This is a genomic window from Rhodospirillum rubrum ATCC 11170 (assembly GCF_000013085.1).
In the GTDB taxonomy this organism is placed as follows: domain Bacteria; phylum Pseudomonadota; class Alphaproteobacteria; order Rhodospirillales; family Rhodospirillaceae; genus Rhodospirillum; species Rhodospirillum rubrum.
This window is the reverse complement of record NC_007643.1, coordinates 3,845,705-3,869,670: the sequence shown is the minus strand read 5'-3', so window position 1 is coordinate 3,869,670 and position 23,966 is coordinate 3,845,705. Positions and strand designations below refer to the sequence as shown.

The window sequence follows — 23,966 nt, the reverse complement described above, 5'->3', positions numbered from 1 at the left end:
GGAAGGCGCCGTCTCGCCGTTTTCGGACGTGACCGCGGCGGGTTTCCCTAAAGGGAAAGTCCCTGGAAAATTATGGAAGGATCTTGCGCTTAACCGGGTAAGCCATAACATATCCATACAATGTATCGACTGGGAACGAATTTTTATGACCCCTTGACGATCATAAACGCGGAACGCGGCTAACGAAAAGGACGAGGAATGCTCTATAATCTTCATGAAATCCAGCATGCCGCGCTGATGCCCTGGCGCGTGGCCGCACACTCGGTCCATACCCTTTACACCTGTCCGTGGGTGCCGGCCTCTTATACCAAGATGGGGCGCTCGATCGCCGCCGGGGCGGCCGTTTTCGAGCGGGTGACGCGGCGCTATGGCAAGCCGCGCTTCGGTCTCGATCACACCGTCGTGGCCGGCGAAAGGGTGTGGGTCGAGGAGATCACCGTCCACGACCTGCCGTTCTGCGATCTGGTCCATTTCACGCGCGGCTGCCCCGAGTCGGTCAAACAGCCCCGCCTGCTTGTCGTCGCCCCGCTTTCGGGCCATTACGCCACCTTGCTGCGTGGCACGGTCGAGGCCTTGCTGCCCGATCACGATGTTTATATCACCGATTGGATCAACGCCCGCGAGGTGCCGATCGAAGAGGGCGCCTTCGGCTTTGACACCTATGTCGACTACCTGCGGGCCTTCCTCACCTTCCTCGGCCCCGATACCCACCTGTTGGCGGTTTGCCAACCCAGCGTGCCGGTGCTGACCACGGCGGCGCTGATGGCCGAGGACGGCGACGCCTGCCGGCCGCTGTCGATGACGCTGATGGGCGGCCCGCTCGATACCCGGATCAATCCGACCGAGGTCAACCGCTTCGCCGACAGCCACGACATGGCATGGTTCGAAAAGAAGCTGATCCACACGGTTCCCGCCCCCTATCTGGGGCGTGGCCGTAAGGTCTATCCGGGATTTCTGCAGCTTTCGGGCTTCATGGCGATGAACTTCGATCGCCATGTGAACGCCCATCTCGACTACTTCACCCATTTGATCGAGGGCGATGGCGACAGCGCCGACCAGCATCGGGATTTCTACGACGAATATCTGTCGGTCATGGATCTGCCGGCGGAATTCTACCTTGAGACGGTCGAGCGCATCTTCAAGAACCACGAATTGGCCGAGGGCAAGCTGGTGGTGAACGGCCGGCGGGTGGATACGGGGGCGATTACCGATATCAGGCTCTTGACCATCGAGGGGGAACGCGACGATATCACCGGCAAGGGCCAGACCGCAGCGGCCCACACTTTATGCGCCAATCTGCCCCAGGCCTTGCGTGACCATCGCCTTCAGCCCAAGGTGGGGCATTATGGCATCTTCAACGGGCGCCGTTGGCGCGAGGAGATCCTCCCCCATGTCCGTGCGTTCATTCTTGAAGCGGAGCGCGGCGGTGCCAGCCGCGGCGCCGCTGTCGCCTGACCCGTCGCTCCCGGCCTCGGAGCGGTTTTGGGAAACCAAGACGCTGAAGGAGATGACCGAGGCCGAATGGGAGAGTCTGTGCGACGGATGCGGCAAGTGCTGCCTTCACAAGCTTCAGGAGGAGGACACCGGCCGCATCCACCACACCAATGTCGCCTGCCTGCTGCTTGATCTTCATAGCTGCCGCTGTTCGTCCTATGAAACCCGCTGGGACACGGTTCCCGATTGCGTGAAACTGATCCCCAAGCTGGTCAGCCGGCTGAAGTGGATGCCCGAGACCTGCGCCTATCGCCTGCTCGCCGCCGGCCAACCGCTGCCGCCCTGGCATCCGCTGGAAACCGGCGACCCGGAAAGCGTCCACCGCGCCGGCATGAGCGCGCGCGGCCGCTCGATTTCGGAAGTGGAGGCCGGCCCCATCGAGGATTACATCGTCGAGTGGGGCGATCTGTGAGGCAAGGGGCGGGCGGCCCCCTGGAGCGGCTGGTCGGCCGACTGCGTCAGGCGCTTTCGCCCCCTTCGCCCGCCGCCTCCGCCAAGGCCGCCAAGCCTACGGCGCCGGTCATCGCGCTGTGCATCGACGGGGAAAGCCTTCCGGTCACCTTGCGCCGCAACCCGCGCGCCAAGCGGCTGACCCTGCGTCTTGATCCCCAAAGGGACGGCGTGGTGGTGGTGGCGCCGCCCCATGTGGGGCTTGCCGTTCTCAAACGCTTCGTCGCCGATAAATCCGACTGGGTGCGGACGCAAAGAACCCGCCAGCCGGCCGGCGTCGCCTTCACCGATGGGGCGACGGTGCCGCTGCTCGGCGTGCCCCATGTGCTCCGCCACCAGCCCGAGGGGCGGCGTGGTGTGTGGGTGGAAGACGGCGCGCTGCGGGTGTCCGGTCAGGCCGATCATCTGGCGCGGCGGACCACCGATTGGCTGAAGCGCCGCGCCCGCACGGAAATCCTCGCCCGCGCCCATCGCCACGCCGGCCACCTGGGGGTGACGCCGGCGCGCATCACCTTGCGCGATACCCGGTCGCGCTGGGGAAGCTGTTCCTCAAGCGGCGCCCTGTCGTTTTCCTGGCGGCTGATCCTCGCCCCGGAAGCCGTGCTCGACTATGTGGTGGCCCATGAGGTCGCCCATCTGGTTGAATTCAACCATTCCCCGCGCTTTTGGGCGGTGGTCGGCCAATTGGTCGATGATCCGGCGGCCGCGCGCCAATGGCTGCGCCAAAACGGCCCCGGCCTGCACCGCTACGGCTAGAGCAAACCTCCGAGCCCTCTGGATCGGAGTGCGACGACGAGGGGCTTTACTGCTTGCTCAGCAGGTTGAGGCCGACCACCCCGGCGACGATCAGGGCGATGCACAGCACCTTGAGCAAGGTCGCGGGTTCCTTGAACACCAGAATGCCGATTACCGTGATCAGCACCGTGCCCGCCCCCGACCAGATCGCATAGGCGATCGAGACATCCATCTTCTTCAGGGTCAGGGTTAGCAAGGTGAAGCTGATGGCATAGCAGACCACCAGCGCCACCGAGGGCAGCAGCCGGGTGAAGCCCTCCGAGAGCTTCATCGCCGTAGTCCCGGCCAGTTCGAACAGGATCGCGCCGGTCAGGGTCAGCCAGGTCATCGCCAGTCTTCTTTCAGGGTGGCTTCTTTCAGGGGGGCTTCTCCCAGGGGGGCTGCTTCCAAAGGACCAGCCTTCGCCGGGGCCGCCGTTTCGCCGGGGAAGCGCACGCGCAGGAAATAAAGGCCATCGGGCGGCGCCGTGGGGCCGGCGGCCGAGCGGTCGCAAGCCTCGAGGGCGGCGCGCAGGCGATCGGCCGTCCACCGGCCATCGCCGACCAGGGCCAGGGTTCCCACCATATTGCGAACTTGATGGTGAAGGAAGGAGCGGGCGCGGGCGAAGACGTGGATTTCGTCGCCAACCCGGGTGACGCGCAATTCGCTCAGGGTTTTGACCGGACTGTCGGCCTGACATTCGGCGGCGCGGAAGCTGCTGAAGTCGTGGCGTCCGACCAGAACCTGGGCGGCCTCGTCCATGATCGCCGCCTCCATCGGCCGCGCCACCCACCACACCCGTCCCTGGTCAAGGGTCGGCGGGGCGATGCGGTTGAGGATGCGATAGCGATAGGAGCGTTCCTCGGCCGAAAAGCGGGCATGGAAGTCCTCGGCCACTTCCGCGGCATCGATCACGGCGATCGGCTGGGGCCGCAGATGGGCGTTGAGCGCCTTCATCACCGTCGCCGCGCCATAGGCCCTGGGCAGATCGAGATGGGCGACCTGCCCCAGGGCATGGACGCCCGAATCGGTGCGGCCCGAGCCGTGAACCCGGGTGGCCACCCCGCACAGGCGGAAGGCCGCCTCTTCCAGGGATTGCTGAATGGTTGGGCCGTTGTCCTGGCGCTGCCAGCCGCAATAGCCGCGCCCGTCGTATTCGACGGTCAAGCGATAGCGAACCATCGCCTAGGTCAGCGATAGGCCGGCGGGAAAGGCATAGCCCCGCAGGAAGTCGTCGGCGGCCAAAGGGCCGCGCCCCGGGCGTTGCAGGCACAGCAGGCGGACCGCCCCTTCGCCGCAGGCTACCGTCAGCTGGTTGTCAAGCAGTTGTCCGGGGGGGGCGGCGGGGACGCCCTCCTCCACCCGGCTCATCAGAACCTTGATCCGTTCGCCGTCGCGCTCGAACCACGCGCCGGGAAAGGGCGACAGGGCGCGGATCTGGCGATCAAGGACGGCGGCGGAGGTTCGCCACTCCAGCCGGGCCTCGGCCTTGTCGATCTTGGCGGCATAGGTGACGCCCTCGGTCGGCTGGGCTTGTCCGCTCAAGGTTCCGGCCGCCAGATCACGCAGGGCCGGGCCGATCATCTCGGCCCCCAGGGCGGACAAGGTGTCGTGCAGGCTGGCGGTGGTGGTCTGCTCGGTGATGGCGACGCGGCCGATGCGCAGCATCGCCCCGGTATCAAGCCCCTCGTCCATCTGCATCAGGGTCACCCCGGTTTCCCGGTCGCCGGCCATGATCGCCCGGTGGATGGGTGCTGCGCCCCGCCAGCGCGGCAGCAGCGAGGCATGGACATTGACGCAGCCCAGGCGCGGGGCGTCGAGCACCGCCTTGGGCAGGATCAGCCCATAGGCCGCGACCACCGCCACATCGGCGGCCAGTTCGGCGAAGGCTTGCTGGTCGGCGGCATCGCGCAAGCGGGCGGGGGTGAAAACGGGGATCCCCAAGGCCTCGGCTGCGGCGTGAACCGGCGTCGGCCTTGGCTTCTTGCCCCGTCCGGCGGCGCGCGGCGGCTGGCAATAGACGGCGCGCAGCGTCAGGTCGGGGTTGTTATGCAAGGCGTGAAGAATGGGGACCGAAAACGCCGGGGTCCCCATGAAAACCACCGAAAGGGTCACGCCTCGGCTCCCGTCCGCTTCATTTTCCGCAATTTGCGCAGCATCATATTGCGTTTGAGCGACGACAGGTAATCGACGAACAAAATACCATCGAGATGGTCGATCTCGTGCTGCAAGATGACGGCCAGCAAACCATCGGCGTCGATCTCGCGGATTTCATTGTCGGGATCGAGGTAGCGCACCCGCACGCGGTCGGGGCGCACCACCGTATCGTATTGTTCGGGCACCGACAGGCAGCCCTCTTCATAGGGCTTGGTATCCTCGGAGCTCCAGATGATCTCGGGATTGGCCAGACGCATGGGGCGCGGCGCCTCGTCCTCGCGCGCCGGATCGAGAACGATCACCCGCTTGAGTACCCCGACCTGGGGGGCGGCAAGGCCGATGCCGGGGGCGAGGTACATGGTTTCAAGCATGTCGTCCATCAGCTTGCGGATGGAGACATCCACCGTTTCCACCGGCAGAGCCTTTTTGGTCAGGCGCGGATCAGGCGCCGTCAGGATGGGAAGCAACGCCATTGCGCCCGGTCTTTCCGTCTTGCCGTTGGAGGGAGTTTGTCACTGAGTCGGAAATAAGCCGGCCGCGCCCATCCGTCAAGAATGGTCGGCAAAGCCGCGGCCGTCGGATCGCGCCGTTGGGCCGCCCCGATGGGCCACGATGTCAGAAGCCGTCGGCCCCCTCCAGAACGGCGACGCCCAGTTCGGTGATCAGATCGGCCGGCGCGGTGGTGGCGGGATCATTGACATAGATTTCGATGGCGCCGGTGGCGATCGGCACCAGGGTGGGGTGCTCGGCCAGGGCGGCATACAGCTTGGTGAAGGTCTCGCCCATCGTTTCATAGGGACCCTTGTGGGTCATCATCACCCACGAACAGGCGGGCAAGGCCATCAACTGCATGCCGGGGGGCAGGGCGACGGGGGTTTTCAACGTCACGCAGGCGTCATAGCGCAGGATTTCGGCCGGGGTCGTCTTCGGATCGTCGTAAGACAGGCCGAGGATTTGGGTTTCCGGGGTCATCACCCCTTCGCTGACCGCCCAGTCGGTGATCTTGCGAAAGGTCTCTCCGGCCTCGCCGTAGGGTCCGATATGGCGCAGGCTGGCGAAAATCATGGCGGGCAGGGGCCGAACGTCAAGAGCGGGCATCGAAGCCTCCGATCAGGGAACACCAAGGGGATAGTTTAACGCGAAGAGGGGGCAAGCGCCCACCCGGAATCCCGCAAGGGGGTCTTTGGTTCCCCGCCCGGGTTTGACGCGCCCCGCCGGAGCGTCGATAAGAGAGGGAATCAACCCCCAAGGATGCCCGCCCGTGACCGATCTTTCCACGATGTTCCAGGCGCTCGGCGCCCGTCTGGCCGCCCCCCAGGGTCTGGCCCTGCTCATCGCCCTGATGGCGGCGGTGGCCGGGATCATCGCCCTGATCCTGGTGCTGCGCCGCCCGGGCGGTGGTGACGGCCGGCTATCCTCCCTGGCCGCCGCCCAGGTCGAAATGGCCGGGCGTCTGGGTCAGATGGCCAAAAGTCAGGCCGCGGCCACCGCCTTGCTCGCCGATCGCCTGCAATCCCAGGAGCGTCAGGTGAGCCGGGTTCTTGACGAGCGCATCACCGATCTGACGCGACGGGTGGGCGAGGGACTGCAGCGTTCGACCGAAAAGACCGCCGAAAGCATGCAGGATCTGCGCGCCCGGCTGGCGACCATCGACGCCGCCCAGAAGAACATCGCCGAGATGTCGGAAAAGATGACCAGCCTGCAGGACATCTTGTCCAACAAGCAGGCGCGCGGCGCTATGGGCCAGACCCAGATGGAGGATCTGGTGCGCGATCTGTTGCCGCCCAGCGCCTATCGCTTCCAGGCCAAAATGGGCAACGGCCGTATCGCCGATTGCCTGCTGACCCTGCCCAATCCGCCCGGGGCGATCGCCATCGACGCCAAATATCCCCTTGAATCCTATCGGGCCTTGCGGGCGGCGGGCAGCGATGCCGAGCGTCTGCAGGCGGGGCGGGCCTTCGCCGCCGATGTGCTGCGCCATGTCCGCGATATCGCCGAACGCTATATCATTGCCGACGAAACGGCGGAATCGGCCTTGATGTTCCTGCCGGCGGAAGCGGTCTATGCCGAGCTTCACGCCAATTATCCCCAGGTGGTCGAACAGGCCTTTCGCCGCCGGGTGTGGATCGTCTCGCCAACCACGCTGATGGCGACGCTCAACACCGTGCGGGCCATCCTCAAGGACGCGCGGATGAACGATATGGCGGTTCTGATCCGCCGCGAGGTTCGCGCCCTGATCGACGACGTGAACCGCCTGGATGACCGGGTGGGCAAGCTGGCCCGCCACTTCGGCCAGACCGGCGAGGATCTGCGCCAGATCCAGATCTCGACCGAAAAGATCATGCGTCGCGGCGACCGCATCGAGGAGGTTCAGTTCGGCCAGGACGAACCGGAAAGCCTGCCGCCGCCCACCGGCGAGATCAAGATCCCGCTGGCTTAATAGGGTGCTCCAGCGCCGTCCTTCAGGAAGGGGCGCAGCAGGTCGGCGAATTCCTGGGCCTGACGGGTGATCGAAAACAGAGCGACGCAGCGCGCCCGTCCGGCCAGACCATGGGTTCGGCGAAGCTCGGCGTCATCAAGATACTCGATCACCGCCTTGCCCAGGCCCTCCCAGTCGTCGCGGCCGACCAGCCGCCCGGTCTCGCCCTCGGCGATGATCTCGGCCGGGCCATGGGCATGGGTCGCCACCACCGGCAGGCCGCTGGCCATGGCCTCGGCGATCACCAGCCCGAAGCTTTCGCGAAAGGCGCCATGGATGAAGACCGAGGCCGCCTGATAATAGGGCCGCAGATCGTTTTGCCGGCCAAAGAAGCGATAAGTCTCGGCATCGGGCAGGCCAAGGGCGATCTGCCGCCACTCCGCCAGATTTTCCCCCTCGCCGACAAAGAAAAAGCCGATCGGCAAGGCCGGGCGGGCGTCTTTGACGGCGCGGATAACCTCCAGCACCCGCTCGAGGCGCTTTTCCGGCCGGGCCTGCGAGGCCGCCATGATCCACAGGCGATCGGGGTCGAGGCCAAGCGTGGAGCAGGCGCCCGTCCGCTCGCCCGGCTGGAAATGATCGGTGTCGACGCCATTGCGCACCGCCCGCAGGCGCGAGGCCGGCAATTGGGCGAAGCCGCGCAGGAAATCATATTGCGCCTGGGAATTGGCGATGTGCAGATCGAAGACCTGACGCTTGAGAACCCGGCGGATCAGGGCTTTGGCCAGACGCTTCATAAACGGCTGGCGCAGCGAGTGGTCATAGCTGTTGTTTTCGCTGGTCACCGTGCGCAAGCCCAAACCGCGCAGGAAGCCAAGATCGACATCGGCCGGCTGGGCGCTCATGAAAACCACCAGACGAATGGCCTCGTCGGTGATCACCCGTTCAAGGCGTTGGCGGTTTTCGGCGGAATAGTCGTAGAAATCAGCCTGGATCGCCGTCGACCAGCGCGGCTGGTAGGCCGACGTTGGGCTGAGTTGGGGATAGGCGAGGATGCACCGGGCTTCCCCCCCGAACGCGCGGGCGATCAGGTCGCGATGCAGGGCGATGGTCTTCCAAACAAAGCCGACATCGCTGGGATAGCGCATGGTGAAGATCACCCCGGGCGGGCGGGGGCCGGCGGCGTGATCGGCTTGCCCCAGGCGCGTTCCGTCATCCATCGCCGAGTTCCTTTTCCAGTCCCGGGGGGTTAGCCGATAAACGAGCGGCGGCGCAGTTTGCGCAACAGGGCGTCGATTTCGCCGGCCATCGGATGGGAAACCGTATAATAGCCGATCACCGCGCCGAGGATCGCCCCAAAGCCGGCCACCCATAGCCAGGGCTCGCCCAGTCGGGGTTCGGGATGGCAAAAGACCAGCACCAGCAGCGGCACGACGCAGATGCCCAGGGTGGCGGGAACGCTGCGCAGGGTGGCGAACCACACGTCAAGCGCGGCCAATCCCAGGATCCTGCGGGTATAGATGCCCAGCATCCCCGCCATCACCAGCCCGGTCAGAACGCTGACCAGCGGCACCCAGATCAAGCCCAGATGCGAGAGCAAGATCAGGGCGGGGATCTGCACGGCGACCATGACGACGCTCAGGCGCAACTGCAAATTGACGTGGCCGGTGGCCAGCAACAAAGTGCCGCCGGGAAACCACGGCACCGAGATCATCGCCGCGCCGGCGAGCAAACGGACCAAGGGCACCGAGTCGTCCCAGTTCAGGCCGAACAGGATGCGCACCACCGGCAGGGCCATTAGGGCGAGCAGGGCGAAGAGCGGCCAGAAGATCCCCGTCACCATCACCGAAGCCCGCAGGAAGGATCCCTTCACATCGCCGTCCTCGCGATGCAAACGGGCGAATTCCGACATCAGCACGGCATGGCCGCCACCCCAGATGCGATCGCGAAACAGCGAGATCAGGCCGGTCGCCCGGCTGTAGAAGCCGGAATTGACAAAGCCCAGGGTGCGGCCAAGCACCAGATCGCTGGCATAGGTGTTGAGCGAGCCGATCAGCGAGATCCCCGCCATCGACAGCCCGAAGACCCCAACGCGCCGCCATTCGCGCAGGCTTGGCCACATCCAGGTTTCCTTGGGGCGCAGGATGGTGGTCAGCAGAACCGAAACCGCGACCTCGGCGACGACGGCCCAGGCCAAGCCGTAATAGCTGTATCCCAAATAGACCAGGATCACCGCCACCGTCGGTTGGGCGAGGGCTGTGGCCATGCCGATGAACGTCAGGGTCTTGAAGCGCATGTCCCGGCGCAGCAGCGACAGGATCGGCGAGCCGAAGGGCCAGAGCACCAGGGTCAGGCAGATGATGCGCAGAACCGTGGCCAGTTCGGGCTGGCCATAGAAGGCGGCAATGGTGTCGGCAAGCAGGAAGATCGTGCCGCCCAGCGTCCATCCGGTCAGCAAGGTGACGCCGAAGGCCGAACGGATGCGCTGGGGCGTCAGCTCCTTTTCCTGGATCAGATAGCTTGAGGTGCCGAAATCGCGCAGCGTCTGGCTAAGGCCGACGACGGAATAGGCGACGCCGAACACCCCGACCTCGGCCGGGGTCAACAGGCGGGCGAGAATGGTGACCGAAGCAAACCCCATCGCCACGGTGAAGATCCGGTCGAGCATCGACCAGACCAGAGCAATTCTGATGTTGCTCACGGCCGTGTTCTTTCGTTAGCGGGCATGGTGATTGCCGAGCCTCTCAGAGGGCGCTTTGCCCCGAGGATCGGGAAGGGACGGAAAAGGCGCCGACAAGGGTGTCTTTGTCCTGATCGCGGGCAATCCGGGAAAGGGGAGCCGGGAAAGGGGAGACGATCGTCCGAGGGTAGATCAACCAACGATACGCTCCCTTGATCGGGCGTTCAAGGGAGCGTGGAAGGTCGTATCGAAAGCGAAAGGAGCGCCCTCGCTCCCCGATCCTTTCCCCCGCCCGGCCAAAAGGCGACCCCGGGGGGGCGCCTCCGGCGGTCAGGCGGGGGTGGGGAATTCGCCGGGGTTTTTCTTCACCCGGGCCAGGAATTGGATGAAATCGGCCAAGGGCATCGGCCGGCCGAAAAAATACCCTTGACCCTCGTCGCATCCCTGGCCAAGCAGCAGCTTTTCCTGTTCCTCTTCTTCGATCCCCTCGGCGGTGACCGACAGGCCGAAGGTATTGCCCAGCGACAACACGGCGCGGACGATGGCACCGTCCTTGGGTGACTCGGCCAGATGTTGGACGAAGGCCCGGTCGATCTTCAGGCGGGTCAGCGGATAGCGCTTGAGCATGCTGAGCGAGGCGTAGCCGGTGCCGTAGTCATCGAAGGCGACGCCGCAGCCCAGGTCGCGCAAGCCCTTGAGGCAGGTAAGAATGCCCTCGTCGCGGTCGAGGGTGACTTTTTCGGTGATTTCGAGTTCCAGCAACTCGGCGGGCAGGCCGCTTTCAAGAAGCGAGCGGCGCACCGTGGCGTCGACGGTGCCGGCCTTGAACTGGGCCGAGAATAAATTGACTGCCATGCGTATTCGCGAGCCGGCGTTGAGTAGACCGGCGGCATCGGCACAGGCCTTGGCGACCACCCATTCGCCGACCTCGCCGGCCAAGGGGCCGCGTTTGAGGACATGAAGGAAGGCGGCGGGCGGCATCACGCCGCGCGTCGGATGCCGCCAGCGCAACAACGCCTCGGCGCCGACGACGGCCCGGTCGCTCAGGCGGATCTGCGGCTGATAGAACAGCTCGAACTCGCCGTTGTCGGTGGCGCGGCGCAATTCAAGTCCCATGTCCTGGCGTTCGCGCGCCTCGTCGTGCAGGCGCGGCGAAAAGAACCGGGTGACGCAGCCCGAGATGGTCTTGGTTTCCTGCAAGGCCAGTTCGGCATGGGTCATCAGATCCTGGGCCGAGGTGCCATCGCGGGGCGCCAAGGCGATGCCGATGCGGCCGCTTAACGGAATGCGCCGATCGCCGATAACGAAGGGAACGGTCAGCACGTCGTAAAGGCCGTCGGCGATCCGCGTCGCCGTCCATTGCTCGGCCACCCCGGGAACAACCACCAGGAATTCGTCGCCGCCGACCCGGCCGATCAGGCTGTCGGCGGGAAGACTGGAAACCAGACGATGGGCGATGCGCTTGAGCAGGGCATCGCCTGTCGCCTGCCCCAGGGTGTCGTTGGCTTCCTTGAAGCCGTCGAGATCGAGCAGCAAGATCGCTCCGGCACCGCCGGCGGCGCCGCCGCTCGCCAGGGTGGCCTGGGTGCGGGTGATCATCTCATGGCGATTGGGCAAGCCGGTCAGCGGATCGAAATGGGCGAGGTGATAGAGCTTCTCGCGCTGAAGACGGGTCTTGGTGATATCGCGGAGCGTGCCCAGCATGCGGGTAACGGCCTTGCCGTCATCGGCGACCAATCGGGCCGAACAGGCGATCCAGCCGAGCCTGCCGCCGCCGCGTTGAATGCGGAACTCCCCTTCCATCCGGTCGCGGGCACGGCCGGTGCGGGCGGCATGCCAACGGGCGCGCAGGCCGTCGAGATCATCGGAATGGATCGCCCCCATGACCGTTTCAATGGACGTTTCGGCGTCGGGGGGACAGCCAAGGATCCGCAGCGCCGCTTCGGAAAACCACCATTGATTGGTGGCGATGGTGCATTCCCAAACCCCCAGATCGGCGCTGTCGAGGGCGAGGCGCAGGCGTTCCTCGCTCAGGGCGATGGTTCGTTCGGCCTCCATGTGGTCGTGAATATCCACGACGGTGCCGATCCATTCGCGCACTTCGCCATCGTCGCCGCGCAAGGGGCGGCCCTGGCCCAGGGCCCAGCGGTATCCCGAAAGCCCGCGATGCAGTCGGTAGCGGGCTTCGAACTCTTCGCCTTCGCGCAGCGCCCGGCGCCAGAGCAGCAAGACCGCCTCGCGCTCTTCGGGATGGACAAGGTTCAACCAGGCCTCGGCCCCGCCCCCATCGCCGTCGCGCCGCGCCGGGGGATCCTGGGGGAATTGGCTGGGGTCAAGGGGGCGACCGTCGGGGCCCGCCCGCCAGACCATAAGGGCTTTGGCGGATGGGACCGCGCGGTTGCGCTTATCGGACGAGGAACATGGGGAAGAGGATGCCGGAGGGGTCATGTGCCGGGCCCCCCTTCAAAAATAGCGCCGCCTCCGGGGCGGGTTTTGCCGGAGTCTCGCGGGGCCCCCTGACCGATTAGTCCTTGAAGGTCCGCCTCCCTGGCTGAAAAGGCCCGGATTTCGGGTTGACCATCCCGCGCGGGGCATCCCTGGGCCGCGGGGTCGGCGACTTTATGGAGGGCGGGCGGGGGGGTGAGGGCCCTCAAGACCCCTTCCAGGCGCCAGAAATCGATGATTTTCAAAACACCTGTCACGAACGCGGCAATGGAGGGGGGGGGGCGATGGGCGACAGCCCGCCGCGCCCAGGTCATCGTTGTCAGAAAGCTGATTGAGAGAGCACGGCTTATCACGAATGGGAAGGGATAAGTCGCAGAGGAGGGATTAAACATTCGTGAGGTCGGCAGATCATCTATGAAAACCATATTATTCCTCATGGGTACTTTTTTCTTCTGTCGGGCATTAATAGACAGACGTTTCTGTATTTATTTTTGTCTTTTTTGCCGGACTGCCGAGTTCCGGTGAAATCCTCTGCGTAATCAAAAAGCAAGAAAATAGATCAAAAACGCGGTTTTTCACTGTGTTTGAGTAAATTTTGTCAAATTCTATGTTTCGATAAATGGCCCTCTTTCTTAAGACTCTAATGATATTCTGTCGAACACGCAGCAAAGTCTATTCTTTTGGGTTGGGTTCCAGCGTTGGGCCCAACTTGCGGTGGCTATTATAGAAAAATTGAATCAACTGACTAGGACGAAAAATCGCACCAATAGCCAGTCCCTCCACTGATACGCACAGTCGAGGGTATGGTGATGGAACTTGGACAACAAATAGGACGTAAGATTCGCACTTTGCGGGAAAGGCGAGGACTGACTCAAAGTCAACTCGCGAGCCTTTTAGGCAAAAGCGGCGAGACGATTTCAAATTTCGAGCGTGGAAAGGTTGTGACGAGCATCCAGACGCTCGATCAGATGGCAAAGGTGCTCAATGTTAGACTGATGGATTTCTTTGACGGAGTCGCCGTTGGCGCCGCCGATCGCCAACACCGGGCCGAACGGGCCCGCTCATCCCATGCCCAGACGGTGCGCAACGCCGCCGATCTTCTTCCCGAGGAGGATCTGGAGATCCTTGCCGGATTGGCGACCCTGTTGGAGAGCCGGCGACGGCGCGAGGGCGGCAAGGGGGAATAGATCAAAGTCTCTGCGTTAAAGGCGATCCCTTTAACGCAGGGACTTTAATCTAAGCAGACTTCCGGATGGGGGGCCTGGTGGGCCAGCCAGTCGGCCAGCCAGATCCGCAGATCGTCGGTCACATGATGGCAATAAGCCATGGGGGCGCCCCCGTCCTCGACGGCAGCCCAATGGAGGGTATTGCGCACGAGAAGGGTGGTCATGCCCAGCGCCGCCGCCGGTTGGAGATTCTTATGGGAATCCTCGACCATGATCGTCGTCGCCGGATCAAGGCCATAGCGGGCGATAAGATCGTCGTAACAGGCGGGCTGCGGCTTGGGAATGAAGCCGCTGGCGGCGATATCATGGATCGCTTCGAAGTGATCGGTGATGCCGAGTCGGTCGAGAACCGCCAGGGCATGGCGGGTGCTGCCATTGGTGAAGACGATCTTGCGCCCGGGAAGGCGGGCGAGAAGCCCGCCCAGGACCGGATCGGCGGCGAGGACGGTATGGTCGATATCGTGGACGAAGGCCAGGAAGTCGGCCGGATCGATGGCGTGTTCGTCCATCAAGCCGCGCAGCGAGGTCCCATAGGTGTGGTAGTAATGCTTTTGCAGGCGAAACGCCTCTTCGGGCGGCAGGCCAAGCAGCCGCCCGATATAGGCCTTCATCCGCAGATCGATCTGGGCGAACAGATCGGCGGAGGCGGGATAGAGGGTATTATCAAGATCGAAGAGCCAAGTCTCAAAGCCCTCGGCCGGTCTTGTCATCTTGTCCTCCATCACAGATTTCACCACGGGTCGCCAAGTCCTCTTGGCTGTTCACAGGCGGAAAGATCTCTCAACGGACCTGTTCAGAGGCGCGAAGCCAGATCTCATCCCCTTGGTCGAGTTTTAATCCGCAGCTCGCAAGCGGCACCATCACGTGAGTCCGTAATCCTTCAGAGCCCGGACCAAGAGCTCTGTCTCACGGTTCCCCATATCCACCAAAGGTAACCGACACGGTCCGACATTCATCCCCATCAGGTTCATAGCCGTCTTCAAAGGAATCGGATTCACATCCACAAACAGCGCACTTATCAAATCCAGCGCACGGAGTTGAGCCCGCCTTGCCCCCTCAATGTCGCCCCGCATAAAGTAGGAAACAATATCATGCGTCTCTTCGGGAATGATGTTGGCCATGGTGGAAATAACGCCTTTACCACCATACGCCAGTACCGGGAGGATGGTACTGTCATCCCCTGAGTATATGGAGAATTCTGGGCCGCATAATTTTACTATTTCGCCAACTTGATAGAGATTACATTCCTTAATTCCGACTACAGTCTCATTCTCCGCTATCTCGCGAATAGTTTCCGGAGTCATATTGAAGCTTGTCCGGGACGGAATGTTATACAGTATAATAGGTATTGCGACAGCTCGTGCGATTGTACTGAAATGGGTCACCAAACCGCGTTGTGATGTCTTATTGTAATAGGGCACAACGGAAAGCAACGCATCTGCACCCACTTTTTCCAGTTCAACAGAAAGATCGACAGCGTGTTGAGTATTGTTGCTTCCGGCTCCCGCTATGACCGGCACCCGTCTTTTGACAGTCTCAACTACAAACCGCACCACGGAAATATGCTCATCGTGGGATAGCGCGGAAGATTCACCGGTTGTCCCGCAGACAACGACAGCATCGATCTTGTGAGCAATCTGGAACTCGATCAACTCACGTAGCTTTTGGTAATCAACCTTCCCGTCTCGGAAAGGGGTTACGATTGCAACTGCGGCCCCCATAAAAACCTGCTTCTTCATAACACGCTCTCCCCCGCGCTTAAGCAGCCTTCATGTAATCGCGTGGCCATAACCACAGTTATTAAATGAACTTAAACACAACTAATTCGAGTAAATTCCGAGCAATCTGGACCAGAGTGCGGCGACGATTTGATCGAGAGTCTATAAATTAGAGCGGCGACGGCGCGGAAAAGCGGGACCCACTTTTCCGCTCGCCGCTCTAGCGGCTCGCCCGGATCAGGGTGCCGGCGCCGCGTGGGGTGAAGATCTCCAGCAGCACGGCATGGGGCACCCGGCCATCGACGATCACCGCGGCCTCGACCCCCCGTTCGACGGCGTCGATGCAGGTCTCCACCTTGGGGATCATGCCGCCGCTGATGGTGCCCTCTTGCTTGAGCAGGCGGGCGCGATCGACCGACAGCTCTTGGATCAGCTGCTTGTCCTTGTCGAGAACGCCTTTGACGTCGGTCAGCATCAACAGCCGCGCCGCCTTCATCTGGGCGGCCAACGCCCCGGCGGCGGTATCGGCGTTGATGTTGAAAGTCTCGCCGGCCTCGCCGATGCCGATCGGGGCGATCACCGGGATGATATCGGAGTCGCGGAACTGGATCAGCACATGGGGATCGATCACCACCGGCTCGCCGACGAAGCCAAGATCAAGGACGCGCTCGATATTGGATTCGGGATCGTGGCGCTTGCGCACCATCTTGCGGGCCTGGATCAGCCGGCCGTCCTTGCCCGACAGCCCGACGGCGCAGCCCCCGGCCTGATTGATCTCGGTGACGATGGCCTTATTGATCGAGCCGGCCAGGACCATCTCGACCACATCGACGGTGGCGGCGTCGGTGACGCGCAGGCCGTCGATGAAGGTGCTCTGGATGCGCAGGGTATCAAGCATGCGCCCGATCTGCGGGCCGCCGCCATGGACGACGACCGGGTTCATGCCGACTTGCTTGAGCAGCACGACATCGCGGGCGAAGGTCTTGGCCAGTTCGGGGTCGCCCATGGCATGACCGCCGTATTTGATGACGATGGTCAACCCGGCGAAGCGCCGCATATAGGGCAAGGCCTCGGACAGGGTCTTGGCCTTATGAAGCCATCCTTCGGGGATTTCCGCGTGGATCGGCTCCGGGGGCGCAGAATCGGTCATCATCCGGGTCCTTTGCGTCGTCCGGGACGGGAGCCCGGACTTTCGGAGAAAACGGCCGGGCATCCGCCGGCCGCTGGGCGGAGGGGCGGGGGCCGCTTACGGCGAGGCCAGGGCGGCCAATTGGGCGCGCAAGAGGTCGATGCCGGCGCCGCTCTGGCTGCTGGTGACGATCACGTCGGGATGGGCGGCGACATGCTTGGCGGTCTCGGCCACGACCCGGGCCAGGACATCGGTGATCTCGGCCGCCTTCAACTTGTCGGCCTTGGTCAGGACGATCTGATAGCTGACCGCCGCCTCGTCGAGCATGCGCATGACGTCGCGGTCGTTTTCCTTGATGCCATGGCGGGAATCGATGAGCAGGCAGACCCGGCGCAGGGCCGGACGGCCGCGCAGGTAGGCCATGATCAGCCGTGTCCAGCGCTTGACCGCGTCCTTGGGCGCCTCGGCGAAGCCATAGCCCGGCAGGTCGACCATCATCAGCGCCGGATCCTGGGCCTCGGGGCCGAGGCGGAAATAGTTCAGTTCCTGGGTGCGGCCGGGGGTGTTGGAGGTTCGCGCCAGGGTCTTGCGCCCGGTAAGGGCGTTGACCAGGCTCGACTTGCCAACATTGGAACGGCCGGCGAAGGCGATCTCGGACAGATCGTGGTCGGGCAGGGTGTCGAGCGACACGCAGCCCATGACGAACGAACAGGTCTGGGAGAACAGCCAGCGCCCGGCCTCTAGGGCGCGGGCGGCCTCTTCCTCATCGGAAAAGGCCGCGCCAAAAGCGGGTGTTTCGGGCAAATCCGCCATGTCTTTAGGTCTTAGCCCCCATCCGCTTCATGATGACCCACTGCTGGGTGATCGAGAGCAAGTTGTTCCAGGTCCAGTAGATCACCAGTCCGGCGGCGAAATGGGCCAGCATGAAGGTGAACATGATGGGCAGGAACATCATGATCTTGGCCTGGGTCGGATCGGCCGGAGTCGGGTTCAGCTTCTGCTGCATCCACATGGTCACGCCCATGATCAGCGGCCAAGCGCCCAGCATCAGCATGTTCGGCGGATCCCAGGGGATCAGCCCGAACAGGTTGAAGACGGTGGTCGGATCGGGGGCGGCGAGATCGCGGATCCAGCCATAGAACGGCTCGTGGCGCATCTCGATGGAAACGAACAGAACCTTATAGAGGGCGAAGAACACCGGGATCTGAATGACGATCGGCAGACAGCCCGACAAGGGATTGACCTGCTCTTTTTTATAAAGAGACATCATCTCCTGATTAAGGCGGGCGCGATCGTCCTTGAAGCGCTCCTGAAGCTTCTTCAGCTCGGGCTGGAGCAGCTTCATCTTCGACATCGACCGATAGGACTTATTGGCCAGCGGGAAGAAGACCAGCTTCAGCACCACGGTGAAGGCGAGGATCGCCAGACCCATGTTGCCCAGGATGCCATGCAGGAACTGGATGCTGAGGAAGAACGGCTTGGTCATGAAGTAGAACCAGCCGAAATCGATCGCCAGATCGAAATTCTTGATGCCCAGCTCGTCCGTATAGCGGTCGAGCAGCTTCACTTCCTTGGCGCCCGAGAACAGATGGTTCGAGGTCTCGATGCGGCCGCCGGGCTCGACGGTGAAGGCGGCGCCCAGGAAATCGGCCTGATAACCATCGCGGCCATCGCGCGGCTGATAGAGGAAGCGGCCGGTGACCGGCATCGACTGGTCGGTGACCAGGGCGGTCAGCCAATACTTGTCGGTGATGCCCATCCAGCCGCCGGTCGAGGTGTGCTTGACCTCGCCATCGTCCTTCAGGGCGCTGTACTTGACCTCCTTCAAGGTGCCGTCGAAGACGCCGAGCGGGCCCTCGTGAAGGATGTAGTAGTTGAGCAGGGCCGGGGTGTTGATCCGCGAAACCAGACCATAGGGGAACAGGGTGACGGCCCCCGCCCCGGTGTTTTCCACCGCCTGGGTGATCGAGAACATGAAATCGTGGTCGATGGCGATCTTGCGGATGAAGCGCAGGCCCTCGCCGTTGTCCCAGGTCAGGGTGACGGGGGCGTCGACGCCCAGCGCGCCGCGGTCGGCCTGCCACAGGGTGTCGGCATCGGGGACCTTGACGCCCGGGGTGCCGGCGACCCAGCCGAATTCGGCATAATAGGGCAAAGGCGCGCCCGGGGGCGAAAGCAGGGAGATTTCCGGGCTCTGCGGATCAACGGTCTCGCGGTAATCGACCAAGCTAAGGTCGTCGATACGGGCGCCGCGCAGGCGGATCGAGCCATGCAGGCGGGCGGTATCGATGCCGATTCGCGGGCTGATATCGGCGGCCAGGGCCTCTTCACGCGACAGGCTTGCCGCGCCGGGGGTCATGCCGCCGGGCGTGGGAACCGCCGCGCCCGGCTGGGCGGGCACCTGCGGTGCCGCGACCGGGCTTTGTCCCGGCGCCTGGACGCTTGATGGCGCCGCCATCTGACCGTTTGATGGCGCCGCCATCTGGGCGCTGTCCTGCTGCTGCGCCGTCATCGGGGGTTGCTTGGCTCCGAAGAAGTATTCGAAGCCGAACAGGACCGCCATGGACAGCACGATGGCGAGGATAAGGTTACGCTGTTGCAGCATTACTCTGCCTTCCCACTTCAGCAGTTGTGCGCCGTTCGGCCCAGCTGAGGAGGGCACGTCGGGCAGTCGGCGAGGGTCTAATCCGGATCTGTCCCGTCGGTCCGCCGACCGGGGTTGCCCTCGGTCGATCCGGCGCTCACGGCTGGTCCGGCGTCCTTGCAGCCGCACCGGCCCGGCCGGGGGTCGTCAGGGACGGGATCGTATCCCATGCCTCCCCACGGATGGCAACGCGAAATCCTGCGCACCGCCAGCCACAGCCCCCAGAAAGGACCGTGGCGGGTGATCGCTTCCAGGGCATAGCGGCTGCACGAGGGATCGAACCGGCAGTTCTGGCCGAGCAGCGGCGACAGAAACAGGCGGTAAAGCCAGATCAGCCCGCGCATCAGCAGGCCGATCCCCTGGGACAGGGCGGCCAAAGGCCTCACCGGCGCATCCCTAAGCGCTTAAGAGCGGCGCGCAGATCGGCGACCAGCAGATCGAAGGGGCGTCCAAGGGTGGCGGCGCGACCGATCACCACGTAATCATGGCCGCCCTTGGCCTCGGTGGCGATCACCAGATCGACGGCCGCGCGCAAGCGGCGCCGGGCGCGGTTGCGCTCGACGGCATTGCCCACCTTTTTGCTGGTGGTGAAGCCGACGCGGATCGGAGGCGGCAGGGGCAAGGCCGGGTGGCGTCCCGCCCGCGGGGCGGGCTGGACGGCGGCCTGAAGGACCAGCCCGGGGGCGGCCCATTTACAGCGCTTACCGGCGACGCGCAAAAAATCGGCCCGCTGTTTAAGGCGGCCGACGGCAAGCGCGCTGCGATCCTTGTGCGATCCCGGGGAGGGTCCCTGCGACTCGGTCCCCGAGAGCGGACCGGGCGAAAGGGGGTGGCCGGGATCGTCCTGCTGGCTTTCCCCGTCGCGCCGTGGGGCGTTCTCGGGTGGGGCCGACGGACATGATCCCATGGCCGAACCTCCGGGCGCGGGAAACGAAACCTTAAGCCGACAGGCGCTTGCGGCCCTTGGCCCGACGGTTGGCCAGAACGCGACGGCCGCCGACGGTGGCGAGGCGGCTACGGAAGCCGTGACGGCGCTTGCGCACCAGATTGCTCGGTTGATACGTGCGTTTCACCGGTTCTACTCCGACTGGGGGCGCCGCCGAGGCGCTCCTGGAATTCAGAAAGGGGCTGTGTATAGCGGCGGGAAAGGCCCAGGTCAACGGTCCGTTGCCCGGGTTTTTCCACCCTTGGCCTTCCCGCTCATGTCCAGGGCGGGTCCGGGGCGGGGGGAAGCCCTCTCCTTATCATAGTCCAAGGCGGCGCCGGGGGCGTCCTTTGTTCCTGCCGCCTGCGGGGGAAATTTGCTAGGATCGCCGCCATCCCGTCGGCGGACGTCTCCGCCGCGACAGCACCATCGCATAAGGGGGCGCCGTGTCCGGCCCGACCACCTCATCTGTTTCTTCCGCCCGCCCGATCGCCGATCGGTCCCCCTCGTCCCTCGGCTTCGCCATCCGCCTGCTGGCGCTCTGCGCCGTTCTTGTGGCGCTGGCCCAAGCGCCGGTGCTGGTGGCGGCGACGGCCGGACGGCTTGGGGGGACTCCGCTCGCTCCGCCGCCCTCCTGGGCTGAAATCGGCCGAACGGCGCTGGCCTTGACCGCCTCGGGCGATGCGGGCGAAGCGGCGCGCGCCGATCTGCTGGATACGGCGCGCGGGATTTTGCCGCTTTCGCTGCCCTTGGCGGCGGGAACCGGGGTTTTGGTTTTTCTGGTGCTCTTGCGCCAGGGCCGGGCGCCGGCCCGCCGGGTTCTGGCCTTTTCCGCCGAGTCGCCCCAATCTTCGCCGGGCGCGGAGGGGGCGGTTCTCGACCGGGCCCTGGCGCGGATCGGCCATGACCTGCAGGCGGGCTTGGCCGGGGCCGTCGCCGCGGGGGAAACGCCGCCGCCCGCCGTGGTGCGCGCCGTCGAGGATGCGCTGCTGCTGGTGGCCAGCGCCCGCCGCTTCGCCGGTGCCCCGGCGCCCAGCCCGCGACTGGCCCGGGTTCGGGTGGCCGATCTGCTGGGGCGGGTGGTCGACCATCTGGCGGCGGCCCATCCGGGGGTGACCTGGCGTCTTGATACCCCCGAGTCGCTCGTGCTCAAGGGCGATGAGGCCCATCTGTTTCGTATTCTGGTCTCGCTGGGACGCAATGCCGCCCAGGTCGGGTCGCGCAGCGTGGCGCTGCGGGCCGAGCGCGGCGAGGGCTGGGTTTTCCTTGATGTCATCGACGATGGCCCGGGGGTCGATCCGCTGACCCGCGACAGCCTGTTCCAGGCCTTCGCCGGCCCCTCGCGCCCCGGCGCCGCCGGTGTTGGTCTGGCGGTCGCCCGCGATCTGGCCCGCGCCCAGGGCGGCGATCTAGCCTTGGTCGACGGAACCATCGAAGGGGCGACCTTCCGCCTCAGTCTGCCGGCGGCCGGGAAGCCCTCGTCCTAGGCCAAGGGCTTGTCGCCGATGCGCCCGGCGATGAAGCGGGCGAGCGGCGGGCCCAAGCAGATGACGATGATGAAGCGGGCGGTTTGCAGGGCCATGACGAAGGACAGATCGACCCGGGCCGAGGAAGCGGCGATGATCGCCACCGAATCGAGGCCGCCCGGGCTGGTCGCCAGATAGGCGGTGACCGGATCGACGCCAAGCAGAGAGGTCAGCAGCCAGGCGGTGCCGCCGCAAAACGCCATGAGGGCGGCGATCGAGGCGAGGATCTGGGGCAGGGCGCGGGCGGCATGGGCCAGCACCGCGCGGGTGAAGCCCAGCCCAATGGTCCAGCCGAGTGCCGCATAGGCCAGGGCGAGCAGCCAGGGCGGCAGATGGATGGCCAGCAGGCCGAAGGACGAAAGAACCGCCGCCGCCACCATCGGCACGACCATGGCGCCCGAGGGTACGCGCAGGAAAACGCCGAGCGTCGCGCCGATTCCGGCCAGGGCCAGGGTCTGGCCGAAGACGAGGCCATCGAGCGCGGGAAACCACGGGGTCGGCGGCGGCGGGGCGCCTTCCACCCACAGGTGGGCGATCAGGGCGGCGGCCGAGGCGACGCAAACCACCCTTAGATATTGCATGAAGGCCACCAGCCGGACATCGGCGCCGAAGGCCTCGGCCATCACCACCATGGCCGAAGCCGCGCCGGGCGAGGAACCCCAGACGCTGGTGGTGCCGGGCAGCGACCCCCAGCGGCTCATCATCCAGCCAAGCAGGCTGCTCGCCGCCACCGTCGCCAGAACGATCGCCAGAAACAGCGCCCAATCATCAAGGAACGAGGCGATCAGCCCCGGCGAGATCGATCCGCCGATCATGCAGCCGATCATCGCCTGGGCGCCGAGATAGGGGGCGCGCGGCAGGTGGATGCGCGTCCCGGCCAGGGCGCAGCAAATGGCGGCGATCATCGGACCAAGCAGCAGGGCGGCGGGCAGGCCGGTGGTGTGCAGTCCCCAGCCGACAGCGGCCGAGGTGGCGCCAAGCGCCAGCCATTGCAGGGGGATCGGCAGAGATCCGAGGCGGGACGACGGCGAGACGGGAAGGGGCATGGGGGGAACGCCACTTGCGGGACAAGAAGAAAAGCGCGCTCCCGCCGGCCCCCCTTTGAAAGAGGGAGCCGGCGGAAGGATCGGCGAGGCCGATCAGACGCTCAGGCTTAGTCGATCGCCCAGGTCAGGGTCTTGAGATAGGCCGATTCGGCCAGATCGGGATGGACCGGATGGTCGGGACCGGCGCCGCCCGAGCGCAAGATCCGCCCCGTCCGCCCGGCCTGGGCGATGCCATGGGCGGTTTCGTCCTGGAAGCGGTCGATCGGCATGTGATGGCTGCACGAGGCGACGAACAGAAAGCCGCCGGGTTCGACCAGGGCGGCGGCGAGGCGGGCGACCTTGCGATAGCCCTTGGCGCCCGAGGCCTGATCCTTGCGGGTCTTGGCGAAGGCCGGCGGATCGCAGACGACGACGCCAAAACGCTTGCCCTCATGCTCTGCTTGCTCGAGGTAGGCGAAACCCTCGGCCTTGTGGGTGGTCAGCGCCCCGCCGAGTCCGGCGGTGGCGGCGGCCTGTTGGGCCAGCAGCAGGCCCTGGTCGGAGCGGTCGACCAGGGTGGCCGAGGTGGCGCCGCGCGCCAGCGCCAGCAGCCCGAAGCCCCCGGCATAGCTATAGACATCAAGCACCGAGCGGCCGCGGGCGAGGTCGGCGACGAAGGCGCGATTGGGCCGCTGATCGAAGAACCAGCCGGTCTTCTGGCCTTCCTGCAGGTCGGCCAGATAGGAAAAGCCGTTTTCGATCACCGGCACCGGGCCGTCGATCTGGCCCCGGGCCAGGGCGGTTTCCTGGGTCAGCCCTTCGAGTAGGCGCACCGGCGCGTCGTTGATCAGCACGATGGCGCGCGGCGCCAGCAGGTTTTCGATGGCGTCGAGAATCAGTGGCGTCAGCAGATCCATCCCGGCGCTGTTGGCCTGGACGGCGATGACATCGCCCAAACGGTCGACGACCAGCCCGGGCAGGCCGTCGGCCTCGCCATGGACGAGCCGGTAATAGGGTTGGTCAAACAGCGTGTCGCGCAGGCGCAAGGCCCGCTGAAGCCGGACGAAGACCCATTCCTTGGTGATGCTGGCGCCAAGATCGCGATCAAGAACCCGCGCGGCGATCAGCGAATGCGGATTAAACGTGGCGATGGCCAGCGGCTCATCCCCGGCATCGCGCAAGGTGACAAGCGCTCCCGGAGTCATGGCCTTGGCCTCCGGGGTCATGGCGATCTCGTTGGAGAAAACCCAGGGATGGCCCTGGCGGAGCCGCTTCGAGTGGCCGGCGAGAAGGCGGATTTCGGGGAGAGACGGCGAATTTGGCTCTGTCATGACGATTCCGAAAGGGGGAGGAG

The 23,966-nt window shown here is 64.8% G+C and carries 24 protein-coding genes; 6 read left to right on the top strand and 18 right to left on the bottom strand.

Features of this window, described 5'->3' with window-relative positions; genetic code table 11:
- Window positions 1-198: 198 nt before the first annotated feature.
- The 3 genes from RRU_RS17355 to RRU_RS17345 are packed head-to-tail and all read left to right on the top strand — an operon-like array spanning window position 199 to window position 2,700.
- Window positions 199-1,455 carry an intracellular poly(3-hydroxybutyrate) depolymerase PhaZ2 gene (locus RRU_RS17355; protein ID WP_011391103.1) on the top strand — a complete coding sequence of 419 codons (1,257 nt, stop codon included), beginning with the start codon at window positions 199-201 and terminating at the stop codon, window positions 1,453-1,455.
- A gap of 52 nt (window positions 1,456-1,507) precedes the next feature.
- Window positions 1,508-1,906 carry a YcgN family cysteine cluster protein gene (locus RRU_RS17350; protein WP_011391102.1) on the top strand — a complete coding sequence of 133 codons (399 nt, stop codon included), beginning with the start codon at window positions 1,508-1,510 and terminating at the stop codon, window positions 1,904-1,906.
- Entirely contained in the window at window positions 1,903-2,700 is a 798-nt protein-coding gene (locus tag RRU_RS17345; RefSeq protein WP_011391101.1) for a M48 family metallopeptidase, read from the top strand. The genes RRU_RS17350 and RRU_RS17345 overlap by 4 nt, the downstream gene beginning before the upstream one ends.
- A gap of 46 nt (window positions 2,701-2,746) precedes the next feature.
- On the opposite strand, the gene RRU_RS17340 is transcribed toward RRU_RS17345, so the two are convergent.
- The 5 genes from RRU_RS17340 to RRU_RS17320 all read right to left on the bottom strand — a co-directional run bounded on the left by RRU_RS17340 (window position 2,747) and on the right by RRU_RS17320 (window position 5,973).
- A complete protein-coding gene (locus RRU_RS17340; protein ID WP_011391100.1) occupies window positions 2,747-3,067 on the bottom strand; it encodes a DMT family transporter in 321 nt (106 codons plus the stop codon).
- Entirely contained in the window at window positions 3,064-3,900 is an 837-nt protein-coding gene (gene truA, locus RRU_RS17335) for a tRNA pseudouridine(38-40) synthase TruA (RefSeq protein WP_011391099.1), read from the bottom strand. Before truA ends, RRU_RS17340 begins: the two co-directional genes overlap by 4 nt.
- A gap of 3 nt (window positions 3,901-3,903) precedes the next feature.
- Window positions 3,904-4,833, bottom strand: coding sequence for a methionyl-tRNA formyltransferase (gene fmt, locus RRU_RS17330; protein WP_011391098.1), 930 nt, complete (start codon window positions 4,831-4,833; stop codon window positions 3,904-3,906).
- Entirely contained in the window at window positions 4,830-5,348 is a 519-nt protein-coding gene (def, locus tag RRU_RS17325; RefSeq protein WP_011391097.1) for a peptide deformylase, read from the bottom strand. Before def ends, fmt begins: the two co-directional genes overlap by 4 nt.
- A 142-nt stretch (window positions 5,349-5,490) precedes the next feature.
- On the bottom strand, window positions 5,491-5,973 hold the full coding sequence (locus tag RRU_RS17320; RefSeq protein ID WP_011391096.1) for an AraC family transcriptional regulator: 483 nt from the start codon (window positions 5,971-5,973) through the stop codon (window positions 5,491-5,493).
- A gap of 163 nt (window positions 5,974-6,136) precedes the next feature.
- Here RRU_RS17320 and RRU_RS17315 point away from each other — a divergent pair, with 163 nt between their 5' ends.
- Complete coding sequence (locus RRU_RS17315) at window positions 6,137-7,315, top strand: DNA recombination protein RmuC (RefSeq protein ID WP_011391095.1); 1,179 nt, start codon at window positions 6,137-6,139, stop codon at window positions 7,313-7,315.
- Here RRU_RS17315 and RRU_RS17310 read toward each other — a convergent pair.
- From RRU_RS17310 to RRU_RS17300, 3 genes are all read right to left on the bottom strand, one after another.
- Window positions 7,312-8,514, bottom strand: a complete 1,203-nt coding sequence (locus tag RRU_RS17310) for a glycosyltransferase family 4 protein (protein ID WP_011391094.1) — start codon at window positions 8,512-8,514, stop codon at window positions 7,312-7,314. The two genes, RRU_RS17315 and RRU_RS17310, sit on opposite strands and share 4 nt — an antisense overlap.
- 29 nt (window positions 8,515-8,543) lie before the next feature.
- Entirely contained in the window at window positions 8,544-9,995 is a 1,452-nt protein-coding gene (locus RRU_RS17305) for a lipopolysaccharide biosynthesis protein (protein ID WP_014626578.1), read from the bottom strand.
- Between the two features lie 309 nt (window positions 9,996-10,304).
- Window positions 10,305-12,344: a putative bifunctional diguanylate cyclase/phosphodiesterase gene (locus RRU_RS17300; protein ID WP_014626577.1), complete on the bottom strand. Its 2,040-nt coding sequence runs from the start codon at window positions 12,342-12,344 to the stop codon at window positions 10,305-10,307.
- A gap of 878 nt (window positions 12,345-13,222) precedes the next feature.
- Between RRU_RS17300 and RRU_RS17295 the strand changes: the two genes are divergently transcribed.
- Window positions 13,223-13,606: a helix-turn-helix domain-containing protein gene (locus RRU_RS17295; RefSeq protein ID WP_313388167.1), complete on the top strand. Its 384-nt coding sequence runs from the start codon at window positions 13,223-13,225 to the stop codon at window positions 13,604-13,606.
- A 44-nt stretch (window positions 13,607-13,650) separates the two neighbouring features.
- Here the strand turns inward: RRU_RS17295 and RRU_RS17290 are convergent, their stop codons facing one another.
- The 8 genes from RRU_RS17290 to rpmH all read right to left on the bottom strand — a co-directional run bounded on the left by RRU_RS17290 (window position 13,651) and on the right by rpmH (window position 20,209).
- Window positions 13,651-14,367, bottom strand: a complete 717-nt coding sequence (locus RRU_RS17290) for a pyrimidine 5'-nucleotidase (RefSeq protein ID WP_011391090.1) — start codon at window positions 14,365-14,367, stop codon at window positions 13,651-13,653.
- Between the two features lie 138 nt (window positions 14,368-14,505).
- The gene (gene dapA, locus RRU_RS17285; protein ID WP_011391089.1) at window positions 14,506-15,384 is read right to left on the bottom strand and encodes a 4-hydroxy-tetrahydrodipicolinate synthase; all 879 of its coding nucleotides are present in this window, start codon (window positions 15,382-15,384) and stop codon (window positions 14,506-14,508) included.
- A 199-nt stretch (window positions 15,385-15,583) separates the two neighbouring features.
- The gene (argB, locus tag RRU_RS17280; protein ID WP_011391088.1) at window positions 15,584-16,516 is read right to left on the bottom strand and encodes an acetylglutamate kinase; all 933 of its coding nucleotides are present in this window, start codon (window positions 16,514-16,516) and stop codon (window positions 15,584-15,586) included.
- 93 nt (window positions 16,517-16,609) lie between these two features.
- Window positions 16,610-17,305 carry a ribosome biogenesis GTP-binding protein YihA/YsxC gene (gene yihA / locus RRU_RS17275; protein ID WP_011391087.1) on the bottom strand — a complete coding sequence of 232 codons (696 nt, stop codon included), beginning with the start codon at window positions 17,303-17,305 and terminating at the stop codon, window positions 16,610-16,612.
- A gap of 4 nt (window positions 17,306-17,309) precedes the next feature.
- A complete protein-coding gene (gene yidC, locus RRU_RS17270; protein ID WP_011391086.1) occupies window positions 17,310-19,097 on the bottom strand; it encodes a membrane protein insertase YidC in 1,788 nt (595 codons plus the stop codon).
- Window positions 19,098-19,174: 77 nt separating this feature from the next.
- Window positions 19,175-19,522 (bottom strand): membrane protein insertion efficiency factor YidD, encoded by a 348-nt coding sequence (yidD, locus tag RRU_RS17265; protein WP_011391085.1) that lies wholly within the window; start codon window positions 19,520-19,522, stop codon window positions 19,175-19,177.
- The gene (gene rnpA, locus RRU_RS17260) at window positions 19,519-20,043 is read right to left on the bottom strand and encodes a ribonuclease P protein component (protein ID WP_011391084.1); all 525 of its coding nucleotides are present in this window, start codon (window positions 20,041-20,043) and stop codon (window positions 19,519-19,521) included. The genes yidD and rnpA overlap by 4 nt, the downstream gene beginning before the upstream one ends.
- Window positions 20,044-20,074: 31 nt before the next feature.
- A complete protein-coding gene (rpmH, locus tag RRU_RS17255; protein WP_011391083.1) occupies window positions 20,075-20,209 on the bottom strand; it encodes a 50S ribosomal protein L34 in 135 nt (44 codons plus the stop codon).
- Between the two features lie 298 nt (window positions 20,210-20,507).
- Here rpmH and RRU_RS17250 point away from each other — a divergent pair, with 298 nt between their 5' ends.
- Entirely contained in the window at window positions 20,508-21,548 is a 1,041-nt protein-coding gene (locus RRU_RS17250; protein WP_011391082.1) for a sensor histidine kinase, read from the top strand.
- Here RRU_RS17250 and RRU_RS17245 read toward each other — a convergent pair.
- Both RRU_RS17245 and RRU_RS17240 read right to left on the bottom strand, forming a co-directional pair.
- Window positions 21,545-22,633 carry an AbrB family transcriptional regulator gene (locus RRU_RS17245; RefSeq protein ID WP_011391081.1) on the bottom strand — a complete coding sequence of 363 codons (1,089 nt, stop codon included), beginning with the start codon at window positions 22,631-22,633 and terminating at the stop codon, window positions 21,545-21,547. The genes RRU_RS17250 and RRU_RS17245 overlap by 4 nt on opposite strands.
- Before the next feature lie 107 nt (window positions 22,634-22,740).
- Window positions 22,741-23,943 carry a class I SAM-dependent rRNA methyltransferase gene (locus RRU_RS17240; protein WP_014626572.1) on the bottom strand — a complete coding sequence of 401 codons (1,203 nt, stop codon included), beginning with the start codon at window positions 23,941-23,943 and terminating at the stop codon, window positions 22,741-22,743.
- Window positions 23,944-23,966: the final 23 nt, after the last annotated feature.

Coding starts and splice junctions, on each gene's coding strand:
- RRU_RS17245 (WP_011391081.1), bottom strand. CDS start 22,633: ATGCCCCTTCCCGTCTCGCCGTCGTCCCGCCTCGGATCTCTGCCGATC.
- RRU_RS17290 (WP_011391090.1), bottom strand. CDS start 14,367: ATGGAGGACAAGATGACAAGACCGGCCGAGGGCTTTGAGACTTGGCTC.
- RRU_RS17340 (WP_011391100.1), bottom strand. CDS start 3,067: ATGACCTGGCTGACCCTGACCGGCGCGATCCTGTTCGAACTGGCCGGG.
- RRU_RS17240 (WP_014626572.1), bottom strand. CDS start 23,943: ATGACAGAGCCAAATTCGCCGTCTCTCCCCGAAATCCGCCTTCTCGCC.
- def (WP_011391097.1), bottom strand. CDS start 5,348: ATGGCGTTGCTTCCCATCCTGACGGCGCCTGATCCGCGCCTGACCAAA.
- RRU_RS17300 (WP_014626577.1), bottom strand. CDS start 12,344: ATGGTCTGGCGGGCGGGCCCCGACGGTCGCCCCCTTGACCCCAGCCAA.
- truA (WP_011391099.1), bottom strand. CDS start 3,900: ATGGTTCGCTATCGCTTGACCGTCGAATACGACGGGCGCGGCTATTGC.
- RRU_RS17355 (WP_011391103.1), top strand. CDS start 199: ATGCTCTATAATCTTCATGAAATCCAGCATGCCGCGCTGATGCCCTGG.
- yidC (WP_011391086.1), bottom strand. CDS start 19,097: ATGCTGCAACAGCGTAACCTTATCCTCGCCATCGTGCTGTCCATGGCG.
- rnpA (WP_011391084.1), bottom strand. CDS start 20,043: ATGGGATCATGTCCGTCGGCCCCACCCGAGAACGCCCCACGGCGCGAC.
- yihA (WP_011391087.1), bottom strand. CDS start 17,305: ATGGCGGATTTGCCCGAAACACCCGCTTTTGGCGCGGCCTTTTCCGAT.
- RRU_RS17320 (WP_011391096.1), bottom strand. CDS start 5,973: ATGCCCGCTCTTGACGTTCGGCCCCTGCCCGCCATGATTTTCGCCAGC.
- argB (WP_011391088.1), bottom strand. CDS start 16,516: ATGATGACCGATTCTGCGCCCCCGGAGCCGATCCACGCGGAAATCCCC.
- RRU_RS17350 (WP_011391102.1), top strand. CDS start 1,508: ATGACCGAGGCCGAATGGGAGAGTCTGTGCGACGGATGCGGCAAGTGC.
- RRU_RS17310 (WP_011391094.1), bottom strand. CDS start 8,514: ATGGATGACGGAACGCGCCTGGGGCAAGCCGATCACGCCGCCGGCCCC.
- dapA (WP_011391089.1), bottom strand. CDS start 15,384: ATGAAGAAGCAGGTTTTTATGGGGGCCGCAGTTGCAATCGTAACCCCT.
- RRU_RS17295 (WP_313388167.1), top strand. CDS start 13,223: ATGGTGATGGAACTTGGACAACAAATAGGACGTAAGATTCGCACTTTG.